Annotated in this window: 17 protein-coding genes; 9 read left to right on the top strand and 8 right to left on the bottom strand. The window is 63.2% G+C overall.

Features of this window, described 5'->3' with window-relative positions:
• Positions 1-33: 33 nt before the first annotated feature.
• The 5 genes from tsaB to ABVN19_RS17120 all read left to right on the top strand — a co-directional run bounded on the left by tsaB (position 34) and on the right by ABVN19_RS17120 (position 3559).
• The gene (gene tsaB, locus ABVN19_RS17140) at positions 34-708 is read left to right on the top strand and encodes a tRNA (adenosine(37)-N6)-threonylcarbamoyltransferase complex dimerization subunit type 1 TsaB (protein ID WP_105641185.1); all 675 of its coding nucleotides are present in this window, start codon (positions 34-36) and stop codon (positions 706-708) included.
• Positions 709-838: 130 nt separating this feature from the next.
• Positions 839-1126 (top strand): hypothetical protein, encoded by a 288-nt coding sequence (locus ABVN19_RS17135; RefSeq protein WP_105641184.1) that lies wholly within the window; start codon positions 839-841, stop codon positions 1124-1126.
• 3 nt (positions 1127-1129) lie between these two features.
• Positions 1130-1999 carry a DUF72 domain-containing protein gene (locus tag ABVN19_RS17130; RefSeq protein WP_105641183.1) on the top strand — a complete coding sequence of 290 codons (870 nt, stop codon included), beginning with the start codon at positions 1130-1132 and terminating at the stop codon, positions 1997-1999.
• Positions 2000-2032: 33 nt separating this feature from the next.
• Positions 2033-2863 carry an isocitrate lyase/phosphoenolpyruvate mutase family protein gene (locus tag ABVN19_RS17125; RefSeq protein ID WP_105641182.1) on the top strand — a complete coding sequence of 277 codons (831 nt, stop codon included), beginning with the start codon at positions 2033-2035 and terminating at the stop codon, positions 2861-2863.
• A 6-nt stretch (positions 2864-2869) separates the two neighbouring features.
• On the top strand, positions 2870-3559 hold the full coding sequence (locus tag ABVN19_RS17120) for an extensin family protein (RefSeq protein WP_028942964.1): 690 nt from the start codon (positions 2870-2872) through the stop codon (positions 3557-3559).
• A gap of 1 nt (position 3560) precedes the next feature.
• On the opposite strand, the gene ABVN19_RS17115 is transcribed toward ABVN19_RS17120, so the two are convergent.
• Positions 3561-4181 carry an energy transducer TonB gene (locus tag ABVN19_RS17115; protein ID WP_105641181.1) on the bottom strand — a complete coding sequence of 207 codons (621 nt, stop codon included), beginning with the start codon at positions 4179-4181 and terminating at the stop codon, positions 3561-3563.
• A gap of 95 nt (positions 4182-4276) precedes the next feature.
• On the opposite strand from ABVN19_RS17115, the gene ABVN19_RS17110 reads away from it, so the two are divergent.
• On the top strand, positions 4277-5059 hold the full coding sequence (locus tag ABVN19_RS17110; protein ID WP_105641180.1) for a class I SAM-dependent methyltransferase: 783 nt from the start codon (positions 4277-4279) through the stop codon (positions 5057-5059).
• On the opposite strand, the gene ABVN19_RS17105 is transcribed toward ABVN19_RS17110, so the two are convergent.
• Positions 5060-5695, bottom strand: a complete 636-nt coding sequence (locus ABVN19_RS17105; RefSeq protein ID WP_028942967.1) for a TetR/AcrR family transcriptional regulator — start codon at positions 5693-5695, stop codon at positions 5060-5062. It abuts the gene before it with no gap.
• A 192-nt stretch (positions 5696-5887) separates the two neighbouring features.
• On the opposite strand from ABVN19_RS17105, the gene ABVN19_RS17100 reads away from it, so the two are divergent.
• Positions 5888-6988: an efflux RND transporter periplasmic adaptor subunit gene (locus ABVN19_RS17100; RefSeq protein ID WP_105641179.1), complete on the top strand. Its 1101-nt coding sequence runs from the start codon at positions 5888-5890 to the stop codon at positions 6986-6988.
• Between the two features lie 6 nt (positions 6989-6994).
• The gene (locus ABVN19_RS17095; RefSeq protein ID WP_028942969.1) at positions 6995-10060 is read left to right on the top strand and encodes an efflux RND transporter permease subunit; all 3066 of its coding nucleotides are present in this window, start codon (positions 6995-6997) and stop codon (positions 10058-10060) included.
• Positions 10061-10102: 42 nt separating this feature from the next.
• Here ABVN19_RS17095 and ABVN19_RS17090 read toward each other — a convergent pair whose 3' ends face one another.
• The 3 genes from ABVN19_RS17090 to plsB all read right to left on the bottom strand — a co-directional run bounded on the left by ABVN19_RS17090 (position 10103) and on the right by plsB (position 13794).
• On the bottom strand, positions 10103-10792 hold the full coding sequence (locus tag ABVN19_RS17090; protein WP_028942970.1) for a DUF4197 domain-containing protein: 690 nt from the start codon (positions 10790-10792) through the stop codon (positions 10103-10105).
• A 32-nt stretch (positions 10793-10824) separates the two neighbouring features.
• Positions 10825-11223, bottom strand: coding sequence for a YbaY family lipoprotein (locus tag ABVN19_RS17085; RefSeq protein WP_105641178.1), 399 nt, complete (start codon positions 11221-11223; stop codon positions 10825-10827).
• Between the two features lie 84 nt (positions 11224-11307).
• Positions 11308-13794 (bottom strand): glycerol-3-phosphate 1-O-acyltransferase PlsB, encoded by a 2487-nt coding sequence (plsB, locus tag ABVN19_RS17080; RefSeq protein WP_105641177.1) that lies wholly within the window; start codon positions 13792-13794, stop codon positions 11308-11310.
• A gap of 222 nt (positions 13795-14016) precedes the next feature.
• On the opposite strand from plsB, the gene ABVN19_RS17075 reads away from it, so the two are divergent.
• Positions 14017-14226: a cold-shock protein gene (locus tag ABVN19_RS17075; protein ID WP_028942973.1), complete on the top strand. Its 210-nt coding sequence runs from the start codon at positions 14017-14019 to the stop codon at positions 14224-14226.
• A gap of 88 nt (positions 14227-14314) precedes the next feature.
• On the opposite strand, the gene ABVN19_RS17070 is transcribed toward ABVN19_RS17075, so the two are convergent.
• The 3 genes from ABVN19_RS17070 to dapE are packed head-to-tail and all read right to left on the bottom strand — an operon-like array spanning position 14315 to position 16673.
• The gene (locus ABVN19_RS17070) at positions 14315-14692 is read right to left on the bottom strand and encodes a hypothetical protein (protein WP_028942974.1); all 378 of its coding nucleotides are present in this window, start codon (positions 14690-14692) and stop codon (positions 14315-14317) included.
• A 17-nt stretch (positions 14693-14709) separates the two neighbouring features.
• Positions 14710-15522 carry a putative RNA methyltransferase gene (locus ABVN19_RS17065; RefSeq protein WP_028942975.1) on the bottom strand — a complete coding sequence of 271 codons (813 nt, stop codon included), beginning with the start codon at positions 15520-15522 and terminating at the stop codon, positions 14710-14712.
• A complete protein-coding gene (gene dapE / locus ABVN19_RS17060) occupies positions 15522-16673 on the bottom strand; it encodes a succinyl-diaminopimelate desuccinylase (protein WP_105641176.1) in 1152 nt (383 codons plus the stop codon). Before dapE ends, ABVN19_RS17065 begins: the two co-directional genes overlap by 1 nt.
• Positions 16674-16827: the final 154 nt, after the last annotated feature.

Raw genomic sequence — 16827 nt, 5'->3', positions numbered from 1 at the left:
TGCCGCTCTTTTTTCTTACGCCTGGATACACCGATGACCACCTTGTTGGCCCTGGATACCGCCACTGAAGCCTGCTCTGTCGCCTTGCTGCATGACGGCAAGGTTTCCAGCCACTACGAGGTGATCCCGCGCCTGCACGCGCAAAAGCTGCTGCCGATGATCCAGCAACTGCTGGCAGATGCCGGCACTACGCTGGCTGCGGTCGATGCCATTGCCTTTGGCCGTGGGCCAGGCGCCTTTACCGGTGTGCGTATCGCCATTGGCGTGGTCCAGGGCCTGGCCTTTGCGCTCGAGCGTCCGGTGGTGCCGGTGTCCAACCTGGCCGTGTTGGCCCAGCGGGCCCTGCGCGAGCAAGGTGTGCATCAGGTGGCCGCTGCCATTGATGCGCGAATGGATGAGGTGTACTGGGGCTGCTATCAGGATGTTGGCGGTGAAATGCGCCTGGTGGGCAGCGAAGCGGTACTGCCTCCGGAGCAAGCCGTTTTGCCAGCTGACGCCAAAGGCGACTGGTTCGGTGCCGGCACCGGCTGGGGTTACGCCGAACGTATCCCGGTGGCGCTGAGCGGCCAGGATGCAAGCCTCCTGCCCCATGCCCAGGACCTGCTGGCCCTGGCCACCTTCGCCTGGCAGCGTGGCGAAGCCATCCCCGCCGACCAAGCGCAGCCTGTGTACCTGCGCGACAACGTAGCTACGCCCAAGGCACGTTGAGTGCATCTCGTCGGTTATTCCCAGGGTAAATAAAACCTTTTGCCTAGATTGTGGTCCAGTTATCAGTCGGGCATTAGCGAAGGATCTCTGATGCTGCTAAATTGCCATCAATGGTCCTGAGTAGATCGCCATGCGTATCGACGGTTTTTCCTCGCAGTCCTATCCAATCAAGCGTACCGCGCGCAAAGCGCCGGCTCGCAGCGATGACGTGGACGAGGATCTGCCCGGCGAGTACGAGGTACAACCCCAGGCCAGTACTGGCCAGGCGCGCACCGGTGGATTGCCGGCCCGCCCGCAGGACATGATCTTCCCCCGTGCCTGCAACAAGCGCACAGCCCAGGCCCTGACCAGCTACCTGACGACTGCAGGCTTCGTGGATTGGGAGATGGAAGTGCTGGGGCTGGACCTGTACATTTGATGGATGAGTCTGTCCACGCTTCCCTATTTTCTTGGTTGCCCGTCCTGGAGTGAAAACGCCTGGCGCGAGTACCTGTATCCCGCTGACGCTAAAAGCGGCGATTTTCTAAGCCTCTACAGCCAGGTGTTCAACGCCGTAGAAGGCAACACTACCTTTTATGCCCGTCCGGCCCCGGCGACCCTCGAGCGTTGGGCTCAAATAATGCCCGCGCACTTTCGCTTCACCGCCAAGTTTCCCGGCGATATCAGCCATGGCGGCGACCTGCACGGGCAATTGGCTGCGGCGCAGGCCTTCATCGAGCTGCTCAAGCCCCTGGGGGCACGGGTTGCCCCCTATTGGCTGCAACTGCCGGCGACCTTCGGGCCGGCGCGCCTGGGCGAACTGGTGACGTTTCTCGATGAAATCACCGTGCCCATCGCCGTCGAGGTGCGCAACCAGGCGTTTTTTGCCAAGGGCAATGAGGAGCGGTTGCTCAACCGGCTGCTGCTTGACCGTGGTGTGGAGCGTATCTGCCTGGACCCACGGGCACTGTTCAGTTGCACATCCCGTGATCCGGGTGTGCTCCATGCCCAGTCGAAAAAGCCCCGTGTTCCTCCGCGTCCCACCGCCTTCAGCCAACACCCTCAGGTGCGCTTCATCGGCCACCCGGAACTGGCGGCCAATGAATCCTTTCTACTGCCTTGGCTGGACAAGGTTGCTGCCTGGATCGAGGAAGGGCGCAGCCCCTATGTTTTCCTGCATACTGCTGACAACCGCCTGGCCGCAGCGCTGGCGCAGCGTTTTCATCGAGGTTTGATGGAGCGCCTGCCGGGGCTTGCGGCCTTGCCTGAACTGGACAGGACGCCTGAGGCCGAACAACTCGGCTTGCTTTGAACACGTCCTGCCGCCTGCCCGGGAGCCGTGATCATGGATGTACAAACCCTGCGTGCCGAAGCCTTCAAAGCCCTGCATGAGCGTGACACCGCCTTCGTCATCCCCAACCCCTGGGATGCCGGCTCCGCCAAGCTGCTGGCGAGCCTGGGCTTCGAGGCGCTGGCGACCACCAGTGCAGGCCTGGCGTTCTCGTTGGGGCGGCCGGATGCCGAAGGGGCGATGAACCTGGGTGAAACCCTGGACAATGCGCGCGCCATTGTCGATGCCACCGCCTTGCCGGTGGCCGCTGACCTTGAGAACGGCTTCAGTGATGACCCCAAAGGTTGCGCCGAGACGATTCTTCAAGCGGCACAGGCCGGCCTGGTGGGGGGGGCTATCGAGGATGCCAGCGGCAATCCCGATGAGCCCATCTACAGCTTCCATCATGCAGTTGAGCGAGTTGAAGCCGCCGTGGCCGCGGCCCGCAGCCTGGACTTCCCTTTCATGCTCTGTGCCCGCGCCGAGAACCTGCTGCACGGGCGCTTGGACCTGGACGACACTATCGCCCGCCTGCAGGCCTTCGCCGAAGCTGGGGCCGACGTGCTCTATGCCCCGGGCCTGCGCACGGCCGAAGAAATTCGAGCGGTGGTCCAGGCGGTGGCGCCCAGGCCTGTGAACGTGCTGATGGGGCTCAGCGGCGTGCAGTTGAGCGTCAACCAATTGCAGGACCTGGGCGTGCGGCGCATCAGTGTCGGTTCTTCCATGGCGCGGGCCGCCTACGGGGCGTTCTACCGCGCAGCGCAAGAGATCCAGGATCAGGGCAGCTTCACCTTTTGCGAGCAGGCGCTGCCGTTTGACCAGTTGAACCAGTTGTTCAGGCGCTGACCTGCCGTGGGCAAGGGCCTGCTGCTGTGTCTGTTGCTGGTGGCGGCAGGTGTAGTTGCCTGGTACCAGGGTGTGCGTGTGCCGGACGCCTGGAACCCGTGGGCGGTGCTCGACGTACGCCAACCCCCCAATCTGCTGACGGCGTACAAGCTTGGGCGTTTGCAGGATGACCCACAACGCTGCGCGCAAGCGTTGGCCACTTCGGGTCTACGTTATCGCCAGCAGGCCGACAGCCCGGCGCAGGCGCCCTGTCCGCTGGAAAATGTGCTGCGTGTGGAAGGCAGTGCGGTGCGCCTGAGTAGCAGTTTTCTGGCCAGTTGCCCGCTGGCGGTGGCCTATGCACTGTTCGAGCACCATGCCTTGCAGCCGGCGGCACAGCGCGCGTTCGCCCAGCCGGTGGTGCAGGTCGATCACCTGGGCAGCTTTGCCTGTCGCAACGTCTACAACCGCAAGGACGGTCGGCTCAGCCAGCACGCGACGGCCAATGCCCTAGATATCGCCGGGTTTCGGCTGGCGGATGGGCAGCGGATCACACTGTTGAAGGACTGGGGCGGCGAGGGCGCCAAGGCGCAGTTTTTACGTGAGGTGCATGCGCGGGCTTGCGACAGCTTCAATACGGTGTTGGGGCCGGACTATAACGCCGCCCACCATAACCACTTCCATCTGGACATGGGCTTCTGGCAGGTGTGCCGCTGACTCAGGCGGCGATGCGCACGTTGTTCAGCACTACGGGGCGCGCCCAGCGGTTGTCGAAGTCCAGGGCTGATTGCTGGGCCGCCAGGGTCGGTTCGTCAAAGGGCTCGGGGGCCTTGTCCAGCAGGTCCAGCTCGAACTCGGCGATCGGCAAGTACAGCGGCTTTGGCGTGGGGCCTGGGCTCGGTTCTGCAATCGGATGCCCCTGGCTCATGACCACCGGGCGCACCCAGGTGTTGCTGATATCCAGTTGGCGCTGCTGCTCGATCAGTTCGGCATCGCTATAGGGTGGGGCGAGCTTTTCCAGCAGTTCCGGCTCGAATTCGGCAATCGGCAGGAACAGAGGCTCGGGCGGAGCGATTTCGGTGTCCAGCACGTTGCACAGGCGCTGGCTGTGAATGTGTGCCAGTACCTGGCTACCACCCAGTGGCTCGCCTGTTGCCTTGTCGTACTGTTCGAGGGTGAGGTTGCCGGTTTTGCCGTCTTCACCCTGTTGCTCGGCCAGGGCACGGGCGAAGAAGTCCTGCCACAGGTGGCTGACGCCACCCAATGCCTGGGTGTTATGCCGCCCGTAGTTGCCGACGGGCGATAAATAACCTGAGCTGAGCTGAAGAATATCGGTCATGGCAGTCGCAGGCGCTGAAGGTCTGGCAAAATAGCGAATACTTCGTATATCGGCCGTGGCCGACGATCATTTAATTTTTTTGAGTACAGGATGTGATGGTGGAGCTACTGGCGGACGGCGGCATCCGGGTCGAGGCACTGACGGCCGACTATCAGGCCCAGGCCAATGAGTGGGCGCAGCGCCTGGAGCTGCCGCTGGCGGACGATAACGCAGGCTTTGCCGTGCAGGTTGGTGCCAGCGGGCTGCAGATCCAGCAGTTGGGCCCACAGGCGCCGGGCCCGGTGCGGGTCGACTTCGTCGAAGGCGCGGCGGCGCACCGGCGGGTGTTCGGCGGCGGCAGCGGGCAGATGATCGCCAAGGCGGTGGGCATTGCCCAGGGCATTCGCCCGCAAGTGCTCGACTGCACGGCGGGGCTGGGCAAGGATGCGTTCGTGCTGGCCAGCCTGGGTTGCCGGATGACCCTGATCGAGCGCCAGCCGCTGGTTGCCGCGCTGCTGCAGGATGGCCTGGCCCGGGCGGCCAGCGATGCCGAAGTCGGCCCGATTGTCGCGCGGATGCAGCTGCTTGTCGGCAATGCCATCGAGCACCTGCGCAACTGGCAGGGCGAGCCGCCGCAGGTGATCTACCTCGACCCGATGTTTCCCCATCGCGACAAGAGCGCCCTGGTGAAAAAGGAAATGCGCGTATTCCGCCCGCTGGTCGGTGACGACCTGGATGCACCGGCCCTGCTCGAAGCGGCGCTGGCCCTGGCCAGCCACCGGGTGGTGGTCAAGCGCCCGCGCAAGGCGCCGATCATCGAAGGGCCCAAGCCAAGCCACAGCCTGGAAGGCAAGTCCAGCCGCTATGACATCTACCCGAAAAAGGCCCTCAAGGCCTGATCAGGGCCGATAGGCGTTCAGGAACATCCTCACCACTTCTTCGACATGGGCCTGCGTGGCCTCGGCGTCCAGGGCCGGGGCGTAGCCGAGCAGCAGGCGATAGTTCGGCGCGCCCTTGAGCAGGCAGAAGAAGTGTTCTGCTGCTTTGTCCGGATGCTCGATGCGCAGCAGTCCGCGCTGATCGACGCGTCGCAGCAAGGCTTCCATCTCCCGCAACACCCGCAATGGGCCGGCCTCAAAGAAAATCTGGCTGAGCTTGGGGTCCTGAGTGCCCAGGGTCATGATCAGGCGTGTCAGTTGCACTGACTGCTCACTGCTGATCAGCGCCTGGAAGCCGCAGCCGATATTGAGCAATACCTGCTCCAGCGGCGCACCGTCAGGCAGCTCGAAGATCAACTCCGGCAATTGTGCCGTGCAGGTTGCCGAGATGGCTGCGGTAAACAGCGTCTCCTTGTCGGTGAAGTGGCTGTAGACCGTGAGTTTTGAAACACCTGCCGCTGTCGCGACCGCATCCATGCTGGTGCTGGCATAGCCAAGGGTCAGAAACAGCTGCTTCGCCGCCTCGAGTATGGCCTGGCGCTTGACCAGGTCTTTGGGCCGGCCGGGGCCGACGGGAGCGGTGAGATCGTTGGGCATGAGTACGTGTACAGGTTCCGGTTGGTGCACATGGTACATCGCCGACCTGTCCGTGGCTGGCAGATATCGTCATAAAGGAATCGCGTTAATACGATTTTTCTCTTGGGCCGCGGCTTCCCGGCTGTGGTTCCCTGATTTAATATACCCGCCAGTATAAATATTCAAAGTGTCACTCGCGAAAGGTCATTCACCATGTTGCGCCATGCCTTGCCCCTCGCTCTGCCCATCGGCCTTGCCGTGCTGCTCTCTGCCTGCGGGCAGGAGAGTGCACCGCAGACTTCCCTGCGTCCTGCCATGGTCGTGCAGCCGCAACCGGCCAGCGCCGCTGCCGACAGCTACCCGGGCGAGGTGCGTGCGCGCTTTGAGCCGGAGCTGGCGTTCCGCATCGGGGGCAAGGTCAGCAAGCGCCTGGTCGAAGAGGGGCAGCGGGTCAAGGCCGAGCAGCCGCTGGCACAGCTCGACCCGCAGGATGTACGCCTGCAACTGGAGGCCAGTCGCGCCCAACTGGCCGCCGCTGAAGCCAACCTGACCTTGGTCAAGGCCGAGCGCGACCGCTACAAGACCCTGCTTGACCGTCAGATGGTCAGCCATTCCCAGTATGACAATGCCGAAAACCTCTATCGCGCCGGTCTGGCCCGGCTCAAGCAGGTGCGTGCCGAATACGACGTGGCTGGCAACCAGGCCGAATACGCCGTGTTGCGCGCCTCTCAGGACGGTGTGATCGCCAAGCGCCAGGTCGAGGTCGGGCAGGTGGTATCCGCCGGCCAGACCGTATTTACCCTGGCCACCGATGGCGAACGCGAAGTGCTGATCGGTTTGCCGGAACAGCAGTTCGGCCGCTTCAAAGTCGGTCAGCCGGTGTCGGTTGAGCTCTGGTCGCAACCCGATGAACGCTTTACCGGACGCATTCGTGAGCTGTCGCCCTCGGCAGACCCGCGCTCGCGGACCTTTGCCGCGCGCATTGCCTTCACCGCGGGCAAGGTGCCCGCAGAGCTGGGCCAGAGTGCCCGGGTGTACATCCAGCACGATGAGCAGGTGCCGTTGGCGGTGCCGCTGTCGGCCCTGACCGCCGAAAACGGTCAGACCTACGTATGGCGTGTGGACGCCAACAACACCCTCAAGCGTGTGCCAGTACGGGTGGGCGCCTATGGCGAGAACAGTGTGCCAGTGCTTGAAGGGCTCAATGCCTCGGACTGGGTAGTGGCGGCCGGCGTGCATGTGCTCCAGGAGGGGCAACAGGTGCGTCCGGTGGATCGTTCCAATCGTGTGGTGAATCTGGCGGCCAAGGAGTAAGTCCCGATGGGTTTCAACCTTTCCGCCTGGGCCCTGCGCAATCGGCAGATCGTGCTGTTCCTGATGATTCTCCTGGCGCTGGTCGGCGCGCTGTCCTACACCAAGTTGGGGCAGAGCGAAGACCCGCCATTCACCTTCAAAGCCATGGTGATCCGCACTATCTGGCCCGGCGCCAGCGCCGAGGAAGTCTCGCGCCAAGTCACCGAGCGCATCGAAAAGAAGCTGATGGAGACCGGCGAGTACGAGAAAATCGTGTCGTTCTCGCGCCCGGGTGAATCGCAGGTCACCTTCGTGGCCCGCGACTCGATGCATTCGGCCGATATCCCCGAGCTGTGGTACCAGATCCGCAAGAAGGTCGCCGACATCCGGCATACCTTGCCGCCTGGTATTCACGGGCCGTTCTTCAACGATGAGTTCGGCACTACCTTTGGCAACATCTATGCACTGACCGGCGAAGGCTTCGATTACGCCGTGCTCAAGGATTACGCCGACCGCGTGCAGATTCAGCTGCAGCGCGTCAAGGACGTGGGCAAGGTCGAGCTGCTGGGGCTGCAGGACGAAAAGATCTGGATCGAGCTGTCCAACGTCAAGCTGGCAACCCTCGGCTTGCCCCTGGCGGCTGTTCAGCAGGCCCTGGAGGAACAGAACGCCGTCAGCACCGCCGGCTTCTTCGAGACCCCCAGCGAGCGCTTGCAACTGCGGGTGAGCGGCCGCTTCGATACTGTCGAGCAGATCGAGCAGTTCCCCATTCGTGTTGGCGACCGCACTTTCCGTATCGGTGATGTGGCCCAGGTCCGCCGTGGGTTCAACGATCCTCCCGCGCCACGCATGCGCTTCATGGGCCAGGATGCCATCGGCCTTGCGGTGTCGATGAAAGCCGGTGGCGACATCCTGGTGCTGGGCAAGGCCCTGGAAACCGAGTTCGAGCGTATCTCCCACAACCTGCCGGCCGGCATGGAGCTGCGCAAGGTGTCGGACCAGCCTGCGGCAGTGAAAACCGGGGTGGGCGAGTTCGTTCAGGTGCTGGTCGAGGCCCTGGCTATCGTGTTGCTGGTGAGCTTCTTTTCCCTCGGTGTGCGCACCGGGCTGGTGGTGGCCCTGGCCATTCCGCTGGTGCTGGCCATGACTTTCGCCACCATGTACTACCTGGGCATCGGCCTGCACAAGATTTCGCTGGGTGCGCTGGTGCTGGCCCTGGGGTTGTTGGTGGATGATGCGATCATTGCCGTCGAGATGATGGCGATCAAGATGGAACAGGGCTTCGACCGCATCAAGGCCGCCAGCTACGCCTGGACCAGCACGGCCTTCCCGATGCTCACCGGTACCCTGATCACCGCCGCAGGCTTTTTGCCGATTGCCACGGCGCAGTCCAGCACCGGCGAGTACACCCGATCGATCTTCCAGGTGGTCACCATTGCCTTGATCGCCTCCTGGATTGCCGCCGTGGTGTTCGTGCCGTACCTGGGCGAACGCCTGTTGCCTGACTTGGCCAAGCTGCATGCCGCCAAGCATGGCACCCCCGAAGGCGGGCCGGACCCCTATGGCACGCCGTTCTACCAGCGTGTGCGGCGAGTGGTGGGCTGGTGCGTCGAGCGGCGCAAAACCGTTATCATCGCAACCATCGCGCTGTTCATTGGCAGCATCTTGTTGTTCCGTTTCGTTCCCCAGCAGTTCTTCCCGGCTTCCGGCCGACTGGAGCTGATGGTCGACCTGAAGCTGGCTGAAGGTGCCTCGCTGAGCAATACCGCTGAACAGGTCAAGCGCCTGGAGGCCATGCTCAAGGACCGTGCGGGTATCGACAACTACGTGGCCTATGTCGGCACGGGTTCACCACGCTTCTACCTGCCGTTGGACCAGCAATTGCCGGCGGCAAGCTTTGCCCAGTTCGTGGTGCTGGCCAATACCATCGAAGAACGTGAAGCCCTGCGCAGTTGGTTGATCGCCACCCTCGACGAGCAGTTCCCGGACCTGCGCTCGCGCGTTACCCGCCTGGAGAACGGCCCACCCGTGGGCTATCCGGTGCAGTTCCGGGTGACTGGCGAGCATATCGAGCAGGTGCGTGCCCTGGCACGCAAGGTCGCGATCAAGGTGCGCGAGAACCCCCATGTGGTCAACGTCCACCTCGACTGGGAAGAGCCGAGCAAGGTGGTGTACCTGAACATCGACCAGGACCGTGCCCGGGCCCTGGGCGTGAGTACCGCCAACCTAGCCAAGTTCCTGCAAAGCTCGCTCACAGGGTCGGCGGTCAGTCAGTTCCGTGAAGACAACGAACTGATCGAAATCCTCCTGCGCGGTACCCAGCAGGAGCGAACCGAGCTTGCCAACCTGCCGAGCCTGGCAGTACCGACCGACAACGGCCGGAGTGTGGCCCTGTCGCAGGTAGCAACACTCGAATACGGCTTCGAGGAAGGGATCATCTGGCACCGCAACCGTCTGCCCAGCGTCACCGTTCGTGCCGATATCTATGGCAAGGAACAGCCGGTGACTCTGGTCAAGCAGATCCTGCCGACCCTTGACCCGGTGCGTGCCGAATTGCCCGATGGCTACCTGCTGGAAGTCGGTGGCACGGTGGAAGACTCTACCCGCGGACAGAAGTCGGTGAACGCTGGCGTGCCGCTGTTCATCGTGGTGGTGTTGACCTTGCTGATGCTGCAACTGCGCAGCTTCTCGCGCACGGTGATGGTGTTCCTCACCGCGCCCCTGGGGTTGATCGGGGTGACCTTGTTCCTGCTGGTGTTCCGCCAGCCATTCGGCTTCGTGGCGATGCTCGGGACGATCGCGCTGTCGGGGATGATCATGCGTAACTCGGTGATCCTGGTGGATCAGATCGAGCAGGACATTGCGGCGGGGCTGGATCGTTGGCAGGCGATTATCGAGGCGACCGTGCGACGTTTCCGGCCGATTGTACTGACCGCGCTGGCGGCGGTACTGGCGATGATCCCGCTGTCGCGCAGCGTGTTCTTCGGGCCGATGGCGGTGGCGATCATGGGTGGCTTGATCGTGGCCACTGCGTTGACGCTGTTGTTCTTGCCGGCGTTGTATGCAGCGTGGTTCAGAGTGAAGAAGGCTTGAGGTTGATCGCGGGGCACGTCGAGACGTCGCCCCGCGATGCCTTTACAAGGCCCCGAATACCTTCTTGGCCACACTGGTTGCTGCCGCGGCAGGATTCTGGCGAATGCTTTCTTCCTGCTTGGCAATCATTTCAAACAACCCGTTGAGCGCCTGCTCGGTCACATAACCTTCCACGTTGGCGCTCTTGGCATCCACTACGCCCAACGCCGCTGCCTGCCCGGCAAAGCTGTTGTACTGCTGGACCAGGCCCACCTGGTCGGTGGCCTGCTTGACGATCGGCAGGAACTTGGCGCGGATCTGCTCACGGCTGGTCTTGCTCAGGTACTGGGTGGCCGAGTCGTTGCCGCCGGCGAGGATGCCCTTGGCATCGTCGACGGTCATTTTCTTCACGGCATCGACCAGCAGGGCCTGGGCCTGGGGAACGGCCGCTTCGGCCGCCTTGTTCATGCTGGTCTCTAGCTGCTCGACCTCGGCACCCATGCCGAACTTCTTCATGGTCTTGGCAGCCTTGCCCAGTTTCCCAGGCAGTTCAATGCGTACCTCGGGGTTAGTACTGAAGCCACCGGGCGTGCCCAACTGCTTGACTGCAACTTGCGCACCTTGGGTCAGGGCATCCTTGAGGCCGACGGAGGCGTCTTTCTGCGTGAGATCACCCAGCGACAGTGCCAGGGCACTGGCCGAGAACAGCAGGCCGGCGCACAGGCCGGTGAAGGTGAGGGCAGGGCGTAACATGGGAGCATCCTTATCCAAAAGCGGGCAATCAATCAACGAACGGCATCAACCTTGATGCGTACCGATTGCGGGTCGGTGCCATCGAGTTGCACGCCGTGGTGTTCGGTGTTGATGAACAACAGCTTGCCGTCGAGTTCGATCCGCGCGCTGACGGCGTAGCGGTGGCCAGGCTTGACCTGGGCTGGGTCGTAGCTCAGATGAAAGGGCAGCGGCACCTGGCCTTTGACTGGGCCGCTCTGTCTGGCGAGGGTGACCGCCGGAGCGTCCATCAGCGAGACATCCTGCAGGCTGACGCTAAGGGTCGCGGCCGGTGGCAGGGCAATGCGCTGCAGGTAGAACACCTCACCGTCGAGGCTGGCTTTGGAAGCGGGCGGGGTACTGCTGCAGGCGGCGAGCAGGCTGCCAAGCAGGATCAGGGACAGTTTTTTCATCAGTAGCTCCTTGTGGGTGGAGCCGCCAAGGCGGCGACCAACCCAGGTTAAGTCGTGTTGCTCCAGGGCACAGGCCAGTAGGGACTATGCCGGTACTTCGGGGTGCTCTTCGCTGCGGTGCAGGGCAACCTGGCGAATCGACAGGCGGATTTCGGCCGACAATACGCGCTTGGCCGCACCTTCGGCCAGTTCACTGAGTTTTTCGTGGTAACCCAGCTTGCCGTGGGTGTCCGGGCGCAGGACGCCTTGTTCGATCTGGGTCTGGATGAAATGGCGGAACAGGGTCTTGTCGAAGAACTCCGGGGCGTTGAGGCCATGCAGGATCGACAGGCGCTGGGCCATGACCACGCACAGGTCTTCCAGCTCTTCGGCGCTGAGGGTGTGTTGGCCGCTGTTGAGCAATAGCGCGGTGGCCATGTAGAAACGCTGCAGCGTCTGGGTGATGGCCCGGGCCAGCAAGGTCAGCAGCACGAACTGGCGTGAGCTGGGTGCCGGGCGCAGGTACACGTCGTTCTCGAAGCGCAGCAGGCCATGGTCGACGAAGGCCTGCAGCCACTGGTCGATCACGCCGTCGAGTTCGTCCAGCTCCCAGCGAATGAACAGCTCCGATTGCAGGTACGGGTACAACGCCCGGGTGTATTGCAGGATCAGCTCGCGGCTCATGCGCGAGCTGCTCTGGAAGAAGCTTGCCAGTAGCGCCGGCAGGGCGAAGATGTGCAGGACGTTGTTGCGGTAGTAGGTCATCAGCACCGCGTTCTGTTCGTCCAGGTACAGGATCCTGCCCAGCGCATCGCTCTGCTCGGCCAGCAGGCCCATGCCCTTGACGTGGCTGATCAATGCCAGGCCGTCACCTTCGGGCAGGGTGGTGTGCGGTGAGTAGGGCACCTGGCGCAACAAGGCCAGGTACAGGTCCAGCACACGCGCCAGGGCACGCTCGTCCAGGGCCAGCCGGCTGGTGGAGAGCAGGGCCAGGGCAGCGAGATTGACCGGGTTTATGGCTGCGGCCTCGTTGAGGTGGCGGGCGACCTTTTCACCCAGGCGCGAGGTGGTTTCGTTCAACCAGGCTGGGCGGAACTGGGGCGCATGGGCCTGCTCGCGCCAGCCCGGTTGCTGCTGGTCGAGGAAGGCGCCCAGGCGAATCGGTTCGCCAAAGTTGACCGCCACCTGGCCGAAGCGCTGCTTGAGGGCGCCCAGGACCTTGAAGATGTCAAAGATCGACTCCTTCTTTTTGCTCGCGCCGCGCAGCTCACCCAGATAGGTACGGCCTTCAAGCACGCGCTCGTAGCCGATGTACACCGGCACAAAGACGATTGGCGTGCGCGAGGAACGCAGGTAGCTGCGCAAGGTAATGGCCAGCATGCCGGTCTTTGGCTGCAGCATGCGTCCAGTGCGCGAACGGCCACCCTCGACGAAGTACTCCACCGGGAAGCCCTTGGTGAACAGGGTATGCAGGTATTCATTGAACACCGCCGTGTACAGCGGGTTGCCCTTGAACGTGCGGCGCATGAAGAACGCCCCGCCACGGCGCAGCAGGCCGCCGATCACGGGCATGTTCAGGTTGATGCCGGCGGCGATGTGCGGTGGTGTCAGGCCGTTGCGAAACAGCAGGTAGGACAGCAGCAAATAGTCGATGTGGCTACGATGGCAAGGTACGTAGATCACCTCGTGACCCGGAGCGATGCCCTGCACCTGCTCGATGTGATTGACCTTGATGCCGTCGTAGATCTTGTTCCAGAACCAGCTGAGCACCACTTCGAGAAAACGGATGGCGGTGTAGGTGTAGTCCGAGGCAATCTCGTTGCCATAGCGCAGGGCCTGGGCCTCGGCCTTGGCCAGGGGAATGCTCTGGCGTTCGGCTTCGTCGGCGATGGCTTGGCGAACCAGTGGATCGTGGACCAGGCCTTTGACCAGGTTGCGTCGGTGCGAGATGTCCGGGCCGATGACTGCAGTCTTGAGGTTGCGAAAGTGTACCCGCAGCATGCGCTGGGCCATGCGCACCGTGCGTTCGTGGCCTTTGTTGTGCTGCACCAGCTCACGCAGGTGGATCGGCTCGGAAAACTGCACGCGGGTCTTGCGGCCCAGGATCAGCACGGTCAGCAGTCGCCGCAAGCGGCCGGTGACGGCCCAGCTGTCGGCGAACAGCAGCTTCCAGGGGCTGGACTCGCTGGCCGGTGACTGGCCCCAGAACACGCTGACCGGAATGATCTGTGCGTCTTCCTCGGCATGCTGGCTGATGGCATTGACCAGACGGGCGAGGGTCGGCGGTGCGCCACGCTTGTCCTGGCGGCCAAGCCAGTCGGGCTCGGGTGTGAGGTAGAAGAACGCGGCAGGCTCGTGCAGGGTGCCCACCGACACCGGCAGTACCGGGCGCGGAAGCCCCGCTTTGGTGCACTCGCGGTCGAGCACGGCCAGGTCGGTCAGGGAGGGCGATTGCAGGGCATAGAACACCGGACGGCTGCGGTCCAGGTTCAGGGTGAAGGCTGACTGGTTGATGGTCTCGGAGCGAACCCACAGGTACAACAGGCGACGCAGGGCGCCAAAGATCAGGCGGCGCAGGGGGGAACGGGTCATACGGTGTGTGCTCTGGATGAGATTTTCGAGTGATTGCTCAGTCGGTTAGTGTGCCGTATCTGCGCAAGTTCAGCAAAAAGCACTCCGGTCATGAAATTTAATTTAAGTGTGTCTTATACTCGGTCCGCCGCTTGCAGGAGTTTTCTGCAAGCTGCGTCGGTGGAGGGTGGTGACCCCTCTGCAAGCAAGGCGATTCCAAAATAAAAATTCGGAGTAGTTCAGATGTCGTCTCGTGAAACTGGAAGTGTGAAGTGGTTCAATGACGCCAAGGGTTATGGCTTCATTCAGCGTGAAGGTGGCGCGGACGTGTTCGTTCACTACCGTGCCATTCGTGGTGAGGGGCATCGCACCCTCATCGAGGGGCAACAGGTCGAATACAGTCTGACTCAGGGCCAGAAAGGCCTGCAGGCGGAAGATGTAATCGGGCTGTAAGCACCGGGTCACAAGCCTTGAGCCTGGGCCCACCAGCGAAAAGGCCCGCCGCCGGACGACCGGGGCGGGCCTTTTCGTAGAAGCCGGCTCAGCTGGTACGCCAGGTGATTTCCTCTTCACCGTCGGCGCTGATGCGGATCCAGCGATCGGCATCGTCCTCACCTTCTTCCTCGACCCAGGTACCCGGCGCACAGCGTACTTCGACGTTCAGTGCGGCAAAGGCGGCGCGGGCGCAGGCGATGTCATCGTCCCACGGGGTCTGGTCACTTTCCAGGTAGAGACTGTTCCATTTGCCTACAGCCTTCGGTAACCAGGTAACTGGAATGTTACCGGCCGTGCATTTCCAGGTCTGGCCTTTTTGCTGCCATTCGCTGCAAGGGCCCAATGCCTGGGTCAGCCAGTCAGCGATCTGCTTGTGGTCGACGTCGGCGTCTTTGAGGTAAATCTCGATATCGGGTTGGCGCATGGGGGCTCCGGGTGTGCTCAGTCTTGGCGCACAAAGTAATCGTAACGCATCGATACCGTGACCTCGAAAGGTTCGGCCTGTTCGATGACGCCGGCTCGTTTTTCCGCGCTGGCGCGCCAGCCATGAGGGGTCATGGCCAGCAGGTCGGCGCGGGACTTGCCATCGACAAGGCTCAGGCGGAATCTCAGGGTTTCACTGTGGGCATGCTGCATGCCTGCCGGGACCAGCGCCAGGTGCTTGTCGTCGGCGTAGTCGCGCACTTCATCGTAGAGCTTGTGGCGCAACTCGATCAGGTGCTCGTTGGTCGGGCCGACCCGCATCAGGCCGCCGCCAGGGGCGAGCAGGCGCAGCGCCTCCTGCCAGTCCAGGGGGCTGAACACGCTGGCCAGGAACTGGCAGCTGGCATCGGCCAGGGGCACCCGCGCCATGCTTGCTACCAGCCAGGTCAGTGCCGGGTTGCGCCGGCAGGCACGCTTGACCGCCTCGCGGGAGATGTCCAGCGCGTAGCCGTCGGCCTCGGGCAGCGCCTCGGCGATCTGGGCGGTGTAGTAACCCTCGCCGCAGCCGATATCCAGCCAGCGCTCAGGCGCACGCTGTGCGGCAAGCTCCGCCAGCCGGCGGGCCACCGGGGCGTAGTGCCCGGCGTTGAGAAAGTCGCGGCGGGCTTCGACCATGGCCTGGTTGTCGCCGGGGTCGCGACTGTTCTTGTGCTGCACCGGCAACAGGTTCAGGTAACCCTGACGGGCACGGTCGAAACGATGCCCGGCCGGGCAGGCCACACCGTTGTCGAGAGTGCTCAGCGGAGCGCTGCAGATAGGGCAGGTGAGCATCAGGCAAGCAACCGGGTCAGGGTCTGGTAGTAGATCTCGGTCAGCACATCCAGGTCGCTGGCCAGGATCCGCTCGTTGACCTGGTGGATGGTCGCGTTGACCGGGCCCAGTTCAACCACCTGGGTACCGAGGGTGGCAATGAAGCGCCCGTCGGAAGTGCCACCACTGGTCGAGGCTTGGGTTTCACGGCCGGTCACGGCCTTGATGCTGGCCGAGACGGCATCGAGCAGGTCACCGGGCTCGGTCAGGAACGGCAGGCCCGACAGCGCCCAGTCCACATGCCAGTCCAGCTGGTGGTTGTCGAGGATTGCGGCGACACGCTGCTGCAGGCCTTCGACCGTCGACTCGGTCGAGAAGCGGAAGTTGAACAGCGCGGTGAGCTCGCCCGGCACCACGTTGGTGGCACCGGTGCCGGAATTGAGGTTTGAGATCTGGAAGCTGGTCGGCGGGAAGAATGCGTTGCCTTCGTCCCAGTGCTCGGCCGCCAGTTCCGCCAGGGCCGGGGCGGCCAGGTGGATCGGGTTCTTGGCCAGGTGCGGGTAGGCCACATGCCCCTGCACACCGCGTACGGTCAGCTTGGCGCCGAGGGAGCCGCGACGGCCGTTCTTGACCACGTCACCCACCAGGCTGGTGCTCGACGGCTCGCCGACGATGCACCAGTCCAGGCGTTCCTTGCGCGCGGCCAGGCGCTCGATGACCGCCTTGGTACCGTGGTGGGCCGGGCCTTCTTCGTCGCTGGTGATGAGGAAGGCGACCTTGCCGCGGTGGTCGGGGTAGTCGGCGACGAAGCGCTCGGTGGCCACTACCATGGCCGCCAGGCTGCCTTTCATGTCGGCGGCGCCGCGGCCACAGAGCATGCCGTCGGCATCGATCAGGGCGTCGAACGGATCGTTCTGCCAGGCCTGCACCGGGCCGGTCGGCACTACATCGGTGTGACCGGCAAAGCACAGCACCGGACCATCCTGGGTACCGTGGGTGGCCCAGAAGTTATCGACGTCTTCGATGCGCATCGGCTCGAGCATGAAGCCGGCATCGCCCAGGCGCTGCATCATTTGTTTCTGGCAATCGGCGTCCACTGGGGTCACCGAGGGGCGACGGATCAGGTCGCAGGCCAGTTCAAGGGTAGGCGAGAGGTCGGCTGGGGCCGTCATTGAAGGAACTCCGGGGGCAAGGCAGGGCACGAATTCGAGGGGCGTTATCTTATAGCAAAACTACTGGAGCGACGATCTGTAGCCGCTGCCGTCGGGCTGCGATCGACTGCATAGCAGTCGCCATTCAATCTTGGCGGCCACATTGTGGCCGATC

This window comes from Pseudomonas vranovensis, assembly GCF_040438935.1.
Lineage (GTDB): Bacteria > Pseudomonadota > Gammaproteobacteria > Pseudomonadales > Pseudomonadaceae > Aquipseudomonas > Aquipseudomonas vranovensis.
Note: the sequence above shows the minus strand (reverse complement) of the source record. Positions and strands in the feature narration are given on the sequence as shown.